13 protein-coding genes are annotated in these 14,925 nt (G+C 72.4%); 6 read left to right on the forward strand and 7 right to left on the reverse strand.

Annotation, left to right across the window (positions count from 1 at the left end; all coding sequences use genetic code 11):
* A partial coding sequence (locus IEZ00_RS34370) for an EamA family transporter (RefSeq protein ID WP_229796381.1) occupies window positions 1-657 on the forward strand: 657 nt, incomplete at its 5' end.
* On the forward strand, window positions 626-1,186 hold the full coding sequence (locus IEZ00_RS34375) for an NAD(P)-dependent oxidoreductase (protein WP_229796384.1): 561 nt from the start codon (window positions 626-628) through the stop codon (window positions 1,184-1,186). The genes IEZ00_RS34370 and IEZ00_RS34375, both read left to right, overlap by 32 nt.
* A 56-nt stretch (window positions 1,187-1,242) precedes the next feature.
* Here IEZ00_RS34375 and IEZ00_RS34380 read toward each other — a convergent pair whose 3' ends face one another.
* The 4 genes from IEZ00_RS34380 to IEZ00_RS34395 form a co-directional block, all read right to left on the reverse strand.
* Entirely contained in the window at window positions 1,243-2,211 is a 969-nt protein-coding gene (locus IEZ00_RS34380; RefSeq protein ID WP_189227527.1) for a hypothetical protein, read from the reverse strand.
* Window positions 2,212-2,240: 29 nt separating this feature from the next.
* Window positions 2,241-4,043, reverse strand: a complete 1,803-nt coding sequence (locus tag IEZ00_RS34385; RefSeq protein ID WP_229796382.1) for a cupredoxin domain-containing protein — start codon at window positions 4,041-4,043, stop codon at window positions 2,241-2,243.
* An 80-nt stretch (window positions 4,044-4,123) separates the two neighbouring features.
* Window positions 4,124-8,095, reverse strand: a complete 3,972-nt coding sequence (locus IEZ00_RS34390; protein ID WP_189227528.1) for a ThuA domain-containing protein — start codon at window positions 8,093-8,095, stop codon at window positions 4,124-4,126.
* Between the two features lie 54 nt (window positions 8,096-8,149).
* Entirely contained in the window at window positions 8,150-9,202 is a 1,053-nt protein-coding gene (locus IEZ00_RS34395) for a multicopper oxidase domain-containing protein (protein WP_189227529.1), read from the reverse strand.
* Window positions 9,203-9,522: 320 nt separating this feature from the next.
* On the opposite strand from IEZ00_RS34395, the gene IEZ00_RS34400 reads away from it, so the two are divergent.
* Both IEZ00_RS34400 and IEZ00_RS34405 read left to right on the forward strand, forming a co-directional pair.
* Complete coding sequence (locus tag IEZ00_RS34400) at window positions 9,523-9,939, forward strand: nucleoside deaminase (protein WP_229796383.1); 417 nt, start codon at window positions 9,523-9,525, stop codon at window positions 9,937-9,939.
* 51 nt (window positions 9,940-9,990) lie between these two features.
* Window positions 9,991-10,509 carry a pyridoxamine 5'-phosphate oxidase family protein gene (locus IEZ00_RS34405; protein WP_189227530.1) on the forward strand — a complete coding sequence of 173 codons (519 nt, stop codon included), beginning with the start codon at window positions 9,991-9,993 and terminating at the stop codon, window positions 10,507-10,509.
* Window positions 10,510-10,681: 172 nt separating this feature from the next.
* Here IEZ00_RS34405 and IEZ00_RS34410 read toward each other — a convergent pair whose 3' ends face one another.
* Window positions 10,682-11,203, reverse strand: coding sequence for a MarR family winged helix-turn-helix transcriptional regulator (locus IEZ00_RS34410; RefSeq protein ID WP_189227531.1), 522 nt, complete (start codon window positions 11,201-11,203; stop codon window positions 10,682-10,684).
* A gap of 141 nt (window positions 11,204-11,344) precedes the next feature.
* Here IEZ00_RS34410 and IEZ00_RS34415 point away from each other — a divergent pair, with 141 nt between their 5' ends.
* A complete protein-coding gene (locus IEZ00_RS34415; RefSeq protein ID WP_189227532.1) occupies window positions 11,345-12,538 on the forward strand; it encodes an FAD-dependent monooxygenase in 1,194 nt (397 codons plus the stop codon).
* Here IEZ00_RS34415 and IEZ00_RS34420 read toward each other — a convergent pair.
* Complete coding sequence (locus IEZ00_RS34420; protein ID WP_189227533.1) at window positions 12,496-13,428, reverse strand: LysR family transcriptional regulator; 933 nt, start codon at window positions 13,426-13,428, stop codon at window positions 12,496-12,498. The two genes, IEZ00_RS34415 and IEZ00_RS34420, sit on opposite strands and share 43 nt — an antisense overlap.
* A 94-nt stretch (window positions 13,429-13,522) precedes the next feature.
* On the opposite strand from IEZ00_RS34420, the gene IEZ00_RS34425 reads away from it, so the two are divergent.
* Window positions 13,523-14,248 carry an SDR family oxidoreductase gene (locus IEZ00_RS34425; RefSeq protein WP_189227534.1) on the forward strand — a complete coding sequence of 242 codons (726 nt, stop codon included), beginning with the start codon at window positions 13,523-13,525 and terminating at the stop codon, window positions 14,246-14,248.
* A gap of 171 nt (window positions 14,249-14,419) precedes the next feature.
* On the opposite strand, the gene IEZ00_RS34430 is transcribed toward IEZ00_RS34425, so the two are convergent.
* Window positions 14,420-14,925, reverse strand: a 506-nt coding sequence (locus IEZ00_RS34430; RefSeq protein WP_189227535.1) for an SGNH/GDSL hydrolase family protein, incomplete at its 5' end; no start/stop codon positions are given.

The following is a 14,925-nucleotide window of genomic DNA, read 5'->3' on the forward strand; positions in this document are numbered from 1 at the left end:
GCGGCCACCGTCGGCGCGGTCCAGCCGCTGGTCGTGGCCTGGCTCGCGGTGGGCCTGCTGGGACAGCGGCTGACCGCCCGCGTGGCGCTGGCCGCCGTCGCGGGCGTGGCCGGGGTGAGCCTGCTCGTGCTGCGGGCCGACGCCGCGCTGGACTGGCTCGGCGTGGCGGCGGCGCTGGGCGGCGCGGTCGTGATGGCGCTGGGCACGGTGCTGGGCAAGCGCTGGCCCGCGCCCGCGCCGCTGCTGGCGACCACCGGGTGGCAACTGGTGGTGGGCGGGGTGCTGCTGCTGCCGGTCACCCTCGCGGTCGAGGGGCTGCCCACCGGGGTGACGGCGGAGAACGCCGCGGGCTACGCCTACCTCGGACTCGTCGGCGCGGCACTGGCCTACTGCCTGTGGTTCCGCGGCGTCCGCCTGCTGCCCGCCACCGAGGTGGCGTTCCTCGGCCTGCTCAGCCCCGTGGTCGCCGCGGTGGTGGGCTGGCTCGCCCTGGACCAGGACCTGACGGCGGCGCAGCTGGCAGGCGCCGCGATCGTGCTCGCCGCGCTGGTCGCGGCACAGACCGGAGGAGGGACAAGCGGTGCGGATCACCGTGTTCGGAGCGGCGGGATCGGTCGGCGGGCGCGTGCTGGCCGAAGCACGGCGACGCGGGCATGAGGTCACCCCGGTGGCGCGCTCGCCGCGGGAGGGGTTCGCGCTCGGCGCGGCCGACGACGTCGCGGACGTGCGGCGGCTGAGCGCGGGACGCGACGTCGTCATCAGCGCGACCCGCCCACCCGCCGGGCGGGAGCGGGACCTGGCCGCCACGGCCGAGGCCCTGCTCGCGGGCGTGGGGGCGACCCGGCTGCTGGTCGTCGGCGGCGCGAGCAGCCTGCGCACCCCCAACGGCGTGCTGGTCCAGCAGGAACCGGACTTCCCGCCCGAGCTGCGGCCGATCGCGCTGGCCTGCACCGCGCAACTGGAGGTGTTCCTGCGCGACGAGTCCGATGTGGACTGGACCTACCTGAGCCCGCCCGCCGAGCTGGTGCCCGGCCCGCGCACCGGCCGCTACCGGTCGGGCCGCGACGACCTCGTGGTGGACGCCGGAGGTCGGTCGAGCATCTCGCTGGAGGACCTGGCGGTGGCCCTGCTCGACGAAGCCGAACGGCCCCGGCACCGCCGGGCGCGGTTCACCGTCGGGTACTGACCACCGACCGGTGGACCCGGACCCGCGACGCTCGCGGGTCCGGGTCGCTCACCGCCTCACAGGCGGGCGGCTCCCTTGGCCGCCACCGCCGCTTCCGCCGCGGACGCCCGCGCCCGGGCGCGCTGCCCGGCCGTGCCGCGGGTGTCCGCGGCGGTGGCGGCCGCCACGCCGGGCGTGCTGTGCTCGCCCGAGACGCCGCCGCGAATCCTGTTGTTGTCCGCGACCTCGGCGGCCGGGGTGTTGGCCGACAGCTGGAGCCGCCCGTTGATGATGTTGTCGTCCACCGTCGTGCGGCCCCCGCTGGTGTTGGAGATGCTGACGTCCCTGGCGAAGTAGCCGCCGGAGGCGCAGGTGTCCAGCGTGCCGTTCGGGCCGAGCTGGACCCCGCCCCGGCTGCCCGCGAACGTGGCCCTGCCCTGGACCGTGCTGCCGCACACGACGCTGCCCGTGGCGTTGTTCAGCACCGACAGCGAACCGTCGACGAAGGTGCCGTGCAGGTCGGTGAAGTAGGCGCCGCTGGTGCTGACGCTGCCGGTGATCTCGCTGTCGGTCACGCTGATCTCACCGGTGCCCGCGGTGAGGTCGCCGTCGATCGCCGAGGCGTCCTCCACGAACAGGAAGCCCTCCGCCTGCGCCGAACCCCTGGGCTCCAGCACGACCCGGCCGGTGCTGCTGCTCTTCAGCGACGCCCCGAACCCGCCGGGCGCGAGCACGACCTGCCCGTCGACGCGGGTGCCGGTGGTGTCCAGGTAGCCGTCGGCGGCCACCCGGACCTCGCCGTTGACGGTGCCGTCGCTGATCACCAGGTTGGCGCCCGCGGACACCAGCACGTTGCCGGTGACCGTCGTGCCCTCCAGCGAGCAGGACTCGCCGGCGGGCACGAGCAGGTCGTTGGGGACGGTGACCGCCCCTCCACTGCCCACGCAGTGGGTGACCAGGCCCGCGCTGGCGCTGTGGGCGGTGAACATCATGGAAGCCGCGACGACGCTGATGGTGGCGAGTGCGGATGCGGTCCGTCTGGCCATCTTCGTTCTCCCTGCTGCTGCGAACGGGTCTAGTTGCCGATGTCGGATCGCGCCGCCGCGCGCACGATGGCGCCCGCCTCGCGGCGGGTCAGCAGCCCCCTGGCCACCAGCTCGCCGGTGACGCGCTCGACGTGCCGGACGAACGCGCCGTGGTCGGTGTGGCCGCCGTGCTGGTCGATCAGGTCGCTGACGGTGCAGCCGTTGCCGGTGTCCGCGTTCGGCACACCGGTGTCGTCGTCCCCGATGACCACGGTGTCCCTGACGTCGGAGCCGGGGCAGGCGTCCTCACCCGCGGCCACGACCGTGAAGGAGACCGACTTCTCCGGCGCGCTGTTGCCCGCCCTGTCGGCGGCGCGGTACCGGACGGTGTGCGATCCCTGCGCGGTGACGGCGAATGGCGCGGTGTAAGGGGCCCAGCTGGCATCGTCCACTTTGTACTCGACGACCCCGACCCCCGACTGGCTGTCGGTGGCGGTGATGGTCACCGTCGCGCTGCCGAGGTAGTTGCCCCCGGAGTCCCGGTCGCCGGTCACGGTGGCGTTGGCCTCGGGCGGCGTGGTGTCCTCGGTGGGGCGTTCCGCGACGGTGAACTCCACCGCGCCCTCGGGGGAGGTGTTGCCCGCGTTGTCGGTCGCCCGGTGATGGACGGTGTGCCTGCCGATCGCGGTGACCTCGACGGGGGCGGTGTAGGTGGTCCAGGGGCCGCCGTCGAGGTTGTACTCGGTGGTGCGGACCCCGGAGCCGGTGTCGGTGGCGGTGAGGGTGACCGTGGCCTTGCCGACGTAGTCGCCGTCGGTGTTCCGGTCGCCGGTCACGGCGGCATCGACGTCGGGCGGGGTGGTGTCGCTCGCGGCGATGGTGAAGGCGGTCATGCCTTCCGGTGAGGTGTTGCCCGCGTTGTCGGTGGCGCGGTAGTGGACCATGTGCGAGCCGGGCGCGGTGACTTCGACCGGGGCGGTGTAGGTGGTCCAGGAGCCGCCGTCGAGGTTGTACTCGGTGGTGCGGACCCCCGAGTCGGCATCGGTGGCGGTGAGGGTGACCGTGGCCTTGCCGACGTAGTCGCCGTTGGCGTCCTTGGTCCCGGCCACCTCCGGTGCCACCGTCGGTGGAGTCGTGTCCGAGGGCTGCTCGACCACCCGGAACCGCACGGACCCGACCGGTGAGGTGTTGCCCGCCTCGTCGGTCGCCCGGAACTGCACCGAGTGGTCGCCGATCGCGGTGACCCGGACCGGCTCGGTGTAGGGCTCGAACCCCGTGTCGTCGACCTGGTACTCCACCAGCGCCACCCCGGACTGGGCGTCGGAGGCCGACACCGCGACCGTGGCGGAGCCGACGTAGTCGCCGTTGACGTCGCGCGGACCGGTCACCTCGGCAGAGACCGCCGGTGGGGTGGTGTCCTGGCCGCCCCCCTCGCCCACGGTGAACTCGCCGACCATCGTGCTGTGCCCGGAGATGGCGCAGTAGTAGCGGTACTTGCCGGGGGTGAGCACCACGTCGACCTCGTGCCTGCCGTTCTCGGGGTCGAACGGGTTGGCCAGGATGTTGACCGGGACGTCGTGGTTGTAACCGGGGGTCTCGGTGTCGAAGGTCAGCGTGTGCGACATCCCGGTGGTGTTGCCGGTCGCCTCGCTGTTCTCGAACACGATGGTCGTCGCGCCCGCCACCGCCGTGGTGGGCGCGGACTTGTAGCGGGTGATGTCGTTGTCCGCGGTCCACGTGAGCACCTGGGCGGCGACGGGCGCGGGCGGGGGAGCGGCGGAGGCGGGCAGCGCGGTGATCGCGGAGAGCACCAGCAGCGCGCCCGCCAGCGCGGCGATCGGACGTCGGGACATTGAGCACCTTCCCTGAGCGCGGGCGACCGGGTGCGGCGGGCGGGTGGGCACGCCCACCCGCGTGCCCACCCGCCCGGCGGTCACAGCGACCGCACCCGGATGTTGCGGAAATCGATCACGTCGTTGGTGCCGTGGTTCTGCAGCCCGAGGAAACCGGCGGCGAACTGCCGCAGGTCGGTCGGCGGGTCACCGGCGCGGGAGGACTGCTTGCCCGGTGCGTTGTCGAACTCGTTGATCACCACGCCGTTGCGGATGATGGTGTAGTGCTGCCCGACCACCCGGATCTCGTAGTCGTTCCACACGCCCTTGGGGGTCGCGCCGGAGCCGGGCAGGCCGACGGGGTCGAAGTTGTACACCGAGCCGGTCTTCTGCGTCTCGCCGGTCTCGCCGTCGTAGATCTGGATCTCGTGGCCGCAGAAGATGGCCACCCACGCGGGCGAGGTGCGGGCGCTGCCCACGGTGCCGCAGCTGTCCGGCGGTCGCTGGTCCAGCGGGGTGCGCGGGTCCGGGAACCTGGTGAGCACACCGCTGTTGGCGCGTGCGCCGTCGGGGGAGGAGTCGCGGAACTGCAGCCGCAGCGAGAAGTCCCCGAACTGCTCGTCGGAGTACCACAGCATGCCCAGCCCGCCGGAGGAGCGCAGCACGCCGTCGGGCTGGACCGAGAACGACCCGGAGGGTGCCTGCGTCCAGCCCAGCAGCGACTGCGCGGTGCCGTCGAAGATCGGCTTGTAGCCGGTGTTGGCGGCCGTGCCGACGTCCGAGCGCGCCGCGGCGCGCGCCAGGGCGCTGTTCTCCCGCGCGGTGATCACGCCGTCGCGCTGCAACCGGTCGGCCACCGCGGTGACGTGCCGGACGAACGCGCCGTGGTCGGCCCACGAGCTCTCGTCGTCGACCAGGTCGTTGACCGTGCAGCCGCCGCCGACCGGCTTGTTGGGCACACTGGAGTCGACCCCGCCCAGCCACACCGAGTCGCGGTCGTCGGGCACGGCGCAGCCGACGTCGACCTTCAACGGCACGGTGTGCGTCTCGCCGTCGGCGTAGGACACCGTCAGCTTGGCCTCGTAGGTGCCCGGCTTGGCGTAGGTGTGCCGGGGGTCGGCCTCGGCGGAGCCGGTGCCGTCGCCGAAGTCCCAGCGGTGGGACACGCCGCCGGACTTCGACCCGGTGAACGCGACCGTCAGCGGCTTGTCCTGCACGGCCACCGAGGCCGGTGCGGGCGCGGGCGTGCTGGCCCCGCCCTGGTAGGTGATCCTGATCAGCTTCTGGTTGGGGTGCAGGGTGAAGAACCCGCCGCCGTAGTCGAGCAGGTAGAGCGCGCCGTCGGTGCCGAACTTGGCGTCCATCCAGCTGTAGAGCTGGTTGCCGCCGGTGCCCGGCGGGATGATCGCCCGCAGCGTCTCGGCGAACGCCGGGGCGGCCGCGCTCGGCACGCCCGCCGGGTCGACGGTCACCGCGATCCGGTTGGCCGAGTTGCTCTGGTCGCCGATGAACCACTTGTCGTCCCAGTACTGCGGCCACGCCACGCCGCTGGCGGTGTCGACCAGCTCGCGGTGGTAGGTCGGGCCGGTCATCACGGCCTGGCTGCCGCCGGTCAGGTAGGGCTGGGTGTAGGTGGCGTCGGCCGCCTTGTAGGTGGGGATGCCGTCCGGCCGCGGCGGGAAGACCGGACCGCCGCCGCCGGGGGAGTACCAGATCATGTTGTTCTTCACCGGCGGCAGGTCCACCAGGCCGGTGTTGCGGGGTGAGTTGTTCTTGGGCGCGTCGCAGTCGTACCAACCGGTCAGCTGGGTGGCGTCGGTGTTGCTGCGGTCCCGGTAGGGCTGCTTGTTGCCCATGCAGTACGGCCAGCCGTGGTTGCCCGCCTCGGTGATGATCGTCGCGGTCTCGTACTTCGCCGGGCCCAGCTCCGGGTTCGGCGCGATCGCGTCCGGTCCGACCCACGCGGCGGTCAGCCACTGGGTGACCGGGTCGATCTGCAACCGGGAGATGTTGCGCACGCCCATCACGTAGATCTCCGGGCGGGTCTTCTCGGTGCCCGGCGGGAACAGGTTGCCCTGCGGGATGGTGTAGGTGCCGTCGGGCTCGGGGTGGATGCGGATGATCTTGCCGTTGAGGTCGTTGGTGTTGCCCGCGGTGCGGCGGGCGTCCTGGAAGGACAGGCCCTGCCACTCGGCGGTCCAGTTGTTGCCGGAGTAGCCCTGCGAGCCCTCGGAGGAGTTGCTGTCACCGGAGCCGACGTAGAGGTTGCCCTTGGCGTCGAAGGCCATGCCGCCGCCCGCGTGGCAGCAGCTGTGCTGCTGGACGGTCCACTGCAGCAGGTCCTTGCGGGTGGCCAGGTCGATGCTCTGGGTGGCCTTGTCGTAGGTCAGCCGCGAGATGGTCCGCTTGCCGGTGCGCTTCTCCCGATCCACGGTGTCGTGCGGCATCCAGTAGATGTACAGCCACCCGTTGCGGTCGAACTGCGGGTCGGGGACGATGCCCAGCAGGCCCTCCTCGTTCTTGACCAGCTCCGAACCGCTGCCGCGGTTGCCCATCACCGGCAGCGTGGCCAGCAGCTTGACCTGCTTGGTCGAGGGGGTGAACTGGTGGATCGTGCCGCAGCCCAGCCCGACCTTCGGGTCGGTCCACGGGACCACCGGACCGCTGGGGCAGGCCGCCTTGCCGACGTAGAACACCGTGCCGTCCGGTGCGACGGTCAGGCCGTGCGGCTCGCCGATCTGGTCCAGCTGCCCCTGCTGGTTGGCCGCGGTCAGCCGCTCGACCTTGTAGTTGGCCGCGATGGTGGCCTGGCAGTCGCCGCGCACCATGCCGGTGGTCCACTTCAGCGCGCCGGTCAGGTGCGCGCGGAACGCCTGCTCGCCGTAGCTGGCCTCGGTGTGGCCCATGCCGGTGTAGAAGGACCGGCCACCCTCGTAGTCGCGGCACCACGACACCGGGTGGAAGGGGCCGTTGGCGCCCCGGCCCGCGTCGTAGCCCCACTCCTCGACCTGGGCGACGGTGTGCACGGTGCCGATCGGGTTGGGGGCCCAGTTGTACCAGCGGTCGGTCATGGTCACGTTGAGCGGCAGGTCCTTGGTGGCCGGGTGCTGCCGGTCCAGCACGTTGACCTCGGCCCGGTTGACCCCCGGCGTGGGCGCGGGGGTCGGGTCGCCCGCGAGCAGCCGCAGGTCGGCCAGCTGGGTCAGCGGCTCCCCGGAGTTGGCGGTGATGTTGAGCCGGTAGTGCTGGAACGGCCGGGGGGTGGCGACGGGGTACGTGCGGGTCTGGAAGGGCTCGTCGAAGACCTGGCCGCTCTGGCGGTCCAGGTCGGTCCAGGTCGTGCCGTCCGAAGAGCCCTGCAACGTCCAGTCGCGCGGGTTGCGGCCGGGGGAGTCGTTGGCCGAGGTGAGCGCGTACCGGTTGACCGCCGCGGCGGTGCCCAGCCGGTAGGAGACCCAGGCGGTGGGGGTGCGCGCCAGCCACTTGGTCCGGCTGTCGCCGTCGGTCAGCTTCTCCTTGGTCTCGTTGGGCGGGTTCTCCGCGCTGGCCGCCACCGCGGACACCGCCTCCGGGGTGGTGTCGCCGGTGAACGGCCGGGTGCCGATCAGCCCGGTGAACCAGGTCGAGTCGGGCTGCGCCTTGGCGGCGTCGGCCACGCCGAGGAAACCGCCGCCACCCCTGATGTAGTTCTGGAGAACGCTTTCCTGATCACCGCTCAGCTCGCCGCCATCGGCGGACAGGAACACCACGCCGCGGTACCCGGCCAGCCCGCGCGCGGTGAACACCGACGGGTCGGAGGACACCTCCACGGTGATGCCGCTGGCCGCGCCGATCTCGCGGAACACCGCCGCGGCGCGCGCGACGGGGTCCTCCTGCCGCGCCACCGGCCCGTGGAAGACCAGGACCGAGACGCCCGCCGCGGCGGTGGACGGGGCCGCGGCCACCGGGGGCGCGGGTGCGGCGGCGGCGGAGGTCGAGATGAGGGACCCGCCGAGCACCGCCGCCGCGGCGGTCACCGCCAGCAGTGCCCGAGCTGTTCGGCGGCGTGTTCCTGGAGAAAACCCTCTGCCCATCCCCAACTCCTTCGCTGGCGGGCCGTGTCGGCCGCGTGTCGGTGGTCGCGCGTGTCAGTGGTGACCGTGCTGCTGGGTCGGCGCCGTCGCCGCGCCGGGGTCCGCCGAGCCGTGCGGGTGGCCCCGGAAGCGGTCGATGGCCTCCTGGGCGCCCGCGGGCATGGTGCCGTCCGCGTTGCGGACCAGGAAGATCCCCGACATCCCGGTCTCCGAGTGCGTCTGCACGTGGCAGTGGTACATCCACGCGCCGGGACCGACCCCCTCGCCCGCGATGACCTGGAAGCCGAACGAGCTGCCGGGGTTGAGGTCCTTGTTGTCGATGACCTGGCTGGGGTCCGCGGGGCCCTCCAGCATGCCCGTGCGGTTGTCGGCCCAGCGGTGGGCGTGCAGGTGGAAGGTGTGGAACTGGTTGCCGTGGCCGATCGCGATCCACTCCACCCGCTGACCGAGGTCGGCCTCGAAGATCGGCGTGTTCGGCGCGACCTGGTTGTTGATCGACATCTCGTTGAACACCACGACGAACTGCTTGTCCGGCAGCAGGTCGCCGCGGCGGCGCACGACCAGCGCGCCGTACAGGCCGCGCGCGATGCCCAGCGTGCCGTGGTCGGTGCCCATGGCGTGGTCGTGGTAGTGCCAGTAGCCCGCGCTGCCCGGCATGAACCGCCTGCTCCCGTCGCCCGCGCTGGTCATCTCGCGGGTGCGCCACGTGTAGACGCGGGTCTCGCCGGGGTTGTTGAACGAGTTGTTCAGCGGCGCCCCGTCGGAGTCGGTGCTGTAGTCCACGCCGTGCGGGTGGATGGACATCCGCCGGTCGGTGTTGTTGACCAGGGTGATCTCCAGCGTGTCGCCCTCGTAGACCTCCAGGGTGGGGCCGGGGATCGTGGCCTTGCCGGGTTCCAGGCCGTAGCCGTAGAGGTTGCCGGGCAGCGCTTCGGCGTAGATGGTGACCTTCTTGACGGTTCCGGCCTGCGCCACGGCCGCGCTGCGCGGTGCCACGAAGCCGGAGGTCGCGACCGCCGGAGCGGTCAGGCCGACCGCAGTGGTGGTCAGCACCGCGCGGCGGGAGATGAGCCTGCTCAACCACCCGGTCTGGGCGTGTTCGTCCATACTTCTCCATCCGGCTCGACGGGGCTGGTCCGAACGGAGTGCGGGAAGCCGCACTCGGCGCGGCGCCACGGTTCGGCGGGGTGATCGCGTTCGCGGTGGCGCCGAAGGGAGATCGGCCACGAGGCGTAGGGGGCAGGGGGCCACTTTCGCACTTGATCGCGTAACTTTTGCGTTGATCTCCTGTAACTTATGAACGTTTTCGACAAAAGTGAAGGTCCGAACGGAGTAGCTGCAGGACAATCCTTTGTCATGCGGTTGGCCGCGTCCCGCGTTCCGGTCGTAGCCTCGACCACGTGGTGACCGGCGTGGGAGGAGTTCCGGTGGACGAAGAGCACCTGCGGCGGGCCATCGCGCTGGCGGCCGAAGCGCGGGCGGGCGGGAACCCGCCGTTCGGGTCGCTGCTGGTCGGACCGGACGGGGCGGTGCTGGCGGAGGAGCGCAACTCCAGCCTGACCGACGACGACATCACCGCCCACCCGGAGCTGAAGCTGGCCCGCTGGGCGGCCCGGTCGCTGGACGCGGCCACCGCGGCGGGGACCACGATGTACACCAGTTGCCAGCCCTGCGGGATGTGCGCGGGGGCGCTGGCCCGCTCGGGGATCGGGCGCGTGGTGTTCGCGCTGTCGACCGACCAGCTCGACGGGTTGAAGACCTCCGGCGGTTTCCGCGAGGTGCCCGCCGACGGGCCCCACCTGTACGACGAGGCGAAGATCCCGGTCCAGGGCTACTACCCCTAGCGCGCGGCGATCCGGTGCGGCGGTCGACCCGGTCCTGCCTATGGTGGTCCCATGCGTGAAACGGCGGAAGAACTCGACGCGCTCCAGTCCCTGCTCGACGCCTCCCTGTCCCGCTCCACCGCCCACCTCCGCTCGATCGTCGCCGAGAGCACGATCACCGCGCGGCAGCTCACCCGCGTCCTGACCGGCATGTGCACGCTGGCCGTGTCCACCGTGACGGCCAAGGGCGAGCCGCGCGTCAGCGCCGTGGACGGGCACTTCCTGCACGGCAAGTGGCACTTCGGCACGGCGCCCACCGCGGCCAAGGCGCGCCACCTCGCCGCCCGTCCCGCCGTCAGCGCCGCGCACCTGCGCGGCGAGGACCTCGGCGTGTTCACGCACGGCGCGGTAGAGGTGCTCAACCCCCGCGACGGCGAGCCCGCCGCGGACTGGCCGGAGCTGCTGGCCTACTTCAAGGACTTCTACGGCGAGGACGGCTTCGACTGGGACAACGATGTCGTCTACTACCGGCTGCACCCGCACTGGATGACCGTCTACGCCCCCGACGTCGCGAAGCTCCTCCCCAGCTGACCGCGCCCGCTCGCCCTGGGCCCGCCCCCCGCCACGCGGTCGCGGAGTGGGGGGCGACGGCGCCGCGGTCCGCCCCGCGCACCTCGGCGGCGATGGCGGACACCGGGCAGGACAGCGTTTGCCTGTCGTCGATGCGGCGCGGTGCGCGCGCCGCACCGACCCCGCCCGCGCGTCAGGGGGCGGTCGGCTCCCCGTCGTCGAGGGCGGCCAGCCGGGCGGTGAGGTCGTCGGCGAACCGCGCGAGGAGGCGGCCGAAGGTCCGGCGCTCCTCTTCGGACCAGTCGGCGAGGGCGTCGGTGAGCCAGCCGAGGATGGTCCGCAGGTAGCGGCCCGCCAGTCCGGCCCCCTCGGGGGTCAGCTCCACCAGGCGCGCCCGCTGGTCGTCTGGGTCCACGACCCGGCGCACCAGCCCGCGCCGCTCCAGCTCGTGCAGCTGGCGGGTGACGTGCGGTCCGACGACCTGCATGCGCTTGGCGATCTCGCCGATGCGCAGCGGCTGATCCGCCATGTGCAGCACGATCAGCACCGACAGCGCGGGCCGGTCCAGCGTGATCCCGGCGTGGTCGATCGCCCGCTCGACCAGGCGGCTGCGGTTGAGCATGCCGCTGAGCTGCGTCAGGCGGGGGAGCACCGCCAGCAGGTCGACTCCGGGTTCGCCTTCCTCGGCCGACCGCCGAGCCGGTGTGTCGTTCATCTCAACCCACTTCGATACCTAAGTTAGGTATATAGTTGTCAGGGGTGGCACGAGTGCGAGGCACCGGTGCGCCGCGAAAAAGGATACCTGACTTAGCTATCTGGTCGGCCGCCGTGCGCGCCCGACCGGGGAGGAGCACGCGTGAACACCTCGTCCAAGGGCTCGGTCCTGATCTCCGGGGCCAGCATCGCCGGTCCGGCGCTGGCCTTCTGGCTCAACCGCCACGGCTTCGAGGTCACGGTCGTGGAGAAGGCGGGCGCACCCCGCGGCGGTGGGTACCCCGTCGACATCCGGGGCACCGCCGTGGAGGTCGTCCGGCGGATGGGGGTCCTGCCCCGGCTCCGGGAGGCGCACGTCGACACGCGCAGGATCACCTTCCTCGACCCTGACGGCAGTCCCGTCACCTCCCTCCCGACCGCCACGACGGTCGGCGACGACGGCGACGACGTGGAACTGCCCCGAGGGGACCTCACCAAGGTCCTCTACGGCGCCGTCCGCGACGACGTCGAATTCCTCTTCAACGACTCCATCTCCGCGCTCGACCAGCACGACCGCGGTGTGGACGTCGGCTTCCGCGGCGGTGCACGGCGGACCTTCGACCTCGTCGTGGGGGCCGACGGCCTGCACTCGTCGACCCGCGAACTCGTCTTCGGCCCCGAGGAGCGGTTCCACCGCTACCTCGGCTACTGCTTCGCGGGGTTCACCATGCCCAATGAACTGGGGCTCTCCCACGAGGGCGTGCTCTGGAACCGCCCTGGCCGCTCCGCCGCCCTCTACGCCGCGGGCGACGGCGACGAGGTGCACGGCTTCCTCAGCTTCACCCGCCCCGAGCCGCCCTTCGACGCCTTCCGCGATCCCGCCGCGCAGCGCGACCTCATCGGCTCGGTGTTCGCCGACGACGAGTGGCAGGTGCCGAGGATGCTCACCGCGATGCGCGCCGCGGACGACCTGTTCTTCGACGTCGTCAGCCAGATCCGCCTGCCCCGGTGGTCCAGCGGCCGGGTCGCCCTGGTCGGCGACGCCGCCTACGCCCCTTCGTTCTTCACCGGGCAGGGGTCGAGTCTGGCCCTGGTCGGCGCCTACGTGCTGGCGGGCGAACTCGCCCGCCAGCCCGGCCACGCCGAGGCGTTCGACGCCTACGAACGCGGCACGCGTGGGTACGTGGAGATGAACCAGGCCCTCGTCGAAGAGGGGAGCGGCACCCTGATCCCCCCGACCGCCGAGGCGCTGGCGGAGCGCAACGCCAGGTTGCGCTCCCTCTCGGCCATGCCCGGCGATGTGGAGCGGCCCGCCTACTCGGCGCTCACGCTGCCGACCTTCGCCAGCGCCGGCTGACCGTCCCCCCGCTCGTCGGTCCTCAATGGACCAGAATCGTCCACAGAGGACTCCGCCAGGGCGGTGGCCGTGCGGACCAGGTCGGCCAGCGCCCGTGAGCGGCTGTGCGGCGGCCAGGCGATGACCGTGGTCACGGCGGGCGCGTCCAGCACCGGCACGGCGGTCAGGCCGTCGATCAGGTTGGCGCTGCTGGACTCGGGCATGACCACGGTGGTGCGGCCCAGCGCGATCAGCTGGAAGAGCTGGGTCTGGTTGTGCACCTCCGGGCCGGGGCCGTCGGGGTAGCCGCCGTCGGGGTGGGGCCAGCGGGCGGGCGGGAGGTCGGGCAGGGCGTCGACATCGGCCATCCGGACGCGGGACCTGCTCGCGAGCGGGTGCGCGGAGGGCAGGATGGCGATCTGCCCCTCGGTGTTGAGGATCTCGGTGTCCAGCCCGGCCGTGGAGTCGAACGGCTGGTGCAGCAGCGCCACGTCGGCCTGGCCGTCGTGCAGCTCGCGCTGGGGTTGGGACTCGCACAGCAGCAGGTCGACGGCGACGGCGCCCGGCTCGGCGGCGTAGGCGTCGAGCAGTTCGGCCAGCAGGTCCCCGCAGGCACCCGCCTTGGTGGCCAGGACGAGCGAGGGCCTGCTGGTCGCGGCCCGCCGGGTGCGCCGCTCCGCGGCCGCCATCGCGCCGAGGATCGCCCGGCCCTCGGCCAGCAGCACCGACCCCGCTTCGGTGAGCGAGACCCTGCGGCTGGTGCGCTCCAGCAGCGCGACCCCGAGCCGCCGCTCGAACCGGGTGATCGCCCGCGACAGCGGTGGCTGGGCGATGCCCAGGCGCTGGGCGGCCCGGCCGAAGTGCAACTCCTCGGCGACCGCGACGAAGTACCGCAACTCCCGTGCCTCCACCGGCCCAGGCTAGCGCCGATCCATACCCGTCGGGTATCGCTGCCTGATTCGGGCGGTGTTGGTGCCGCGCCGGTGCCCGGCCACGATCAACGGCATGAGCGGACGGACGATCGCGCTGGTCACCGGTGCGAACAAGGGAATCGGGTACGAGATCGCGGCCGGCCTCGGCGCGCTGGGCTGCGGCGTCGGCGTCGGCGCGCGCGACGGACACCGCCGGGAGGACGCCGTGGCGAAGCTGCGGGCGGTGGGCGTCGACGCGTTCGGAGTGCCGCTGGACGTGACCGACGACGCGAGCGTCGCGGCCGCCGCCGCGCTGGTCGACCAGCGCGCCGGGCGGCTGGACGTGCTGGTCAACAACGCGGGCATCACCGGGGTGTGGCCGGACGCGCCCTCGACCGTCACACCGGAGAACCTGCGGGCGGTGGTGGAGACCAACGTGATCGGCGTGGTCCGGGTCATCAACGCGATGCTGCCGCTGCTGCGCCGCTCCGCGCACCCGCGCATCGTCAACCAGTCCAGCCACCTGTCCTCGCTGACCCTGCAGACCGCGCCGGAGGTCGACCTGGGTGGGCCCAGCGGGGCCTACGCGCCGTCGAAGACGTTCCTCAACGCGATCACCGTCCAGTACGCCAGGGAGCTGGCAGGCACCGGCATCAAGGTCAACGGCGCCTGCCCCGGCTACGTCGCCACCGACTTCAACGACTTCCAGGGCACCAGCACCGCCGAGGAAGGGGCCAGGATCGCCATCCGGCTCGCCACGCTGCCCGACGACGGCCCGAGCGGCGGGCTGTTCGAGGACGCCGGGACCGTGCCCTGGTGAGACTGCCGCGCCCACCACCGCAGTTCTCGTCGTCGACGCGCAGAACGGGTTCCCGCACCCCGAGGGGTCTCGCGCCTCCGGCCTGATCGTCCTTCCGCACCAGGCGTATCGCCGGCGAGGGCGGGCAGGAGATGCCCCCGCCTGCTGGTCGCCGTGGTGTCCGGTGGCGTGTCAGCCGCCCTGCGGCAGGCCGCCGGGTCGTCGCGGGGAGCAGAACTGCATGGCGACTTCGCGGACGATGCCGAAGATGGTGTTGTTGCCCGCGTTGCTGGGGTGGACCAGGTCCTCGTGGTAGCCGCCCCAGCGGTTGTCGCCGGGGAAAGCCCATTCCAGGTTGATCATCGGCAGGTTGTTGGCCAGGGCCAGCTCGCGCATCGCCTCGCCGTAGGGCGCTTGGGGGCCGAGTTCGGCGGTGTAGCGCGGGTGGTAGACCCAGGGGCTGTGCAGCAGCACGATGAGGCTGTCGGGGCTGTAGCCCCGGACCTCGTCGATGATCGCCTGGAACTGCTGCCGGTAGGTCTGCACCGGCACCCGCTGGAGCCAGTCGTTGATGCCCCAGTTCATGATGATCAGCGGGGGGCGGTGGCGGGTGAAGGCGACGTGGCCGTGCTGCGGCCCGCCGGGCAGGAAGTCGGCGGTGGTCGAGCCCGCCACCGCGCCGCCGGACCACACCTGCG

It is taken from the genome of Saccharothrix coeruleofusca (assembly GCF_014648515.1).
GTDB classification, from domain to species: Bacteria; Actinomycetota; Actinomycetes; order Mycobacteriales; family Pseudonocardiaceae; genus Actinosynnema; species Actinosynnema coeruleofuscum.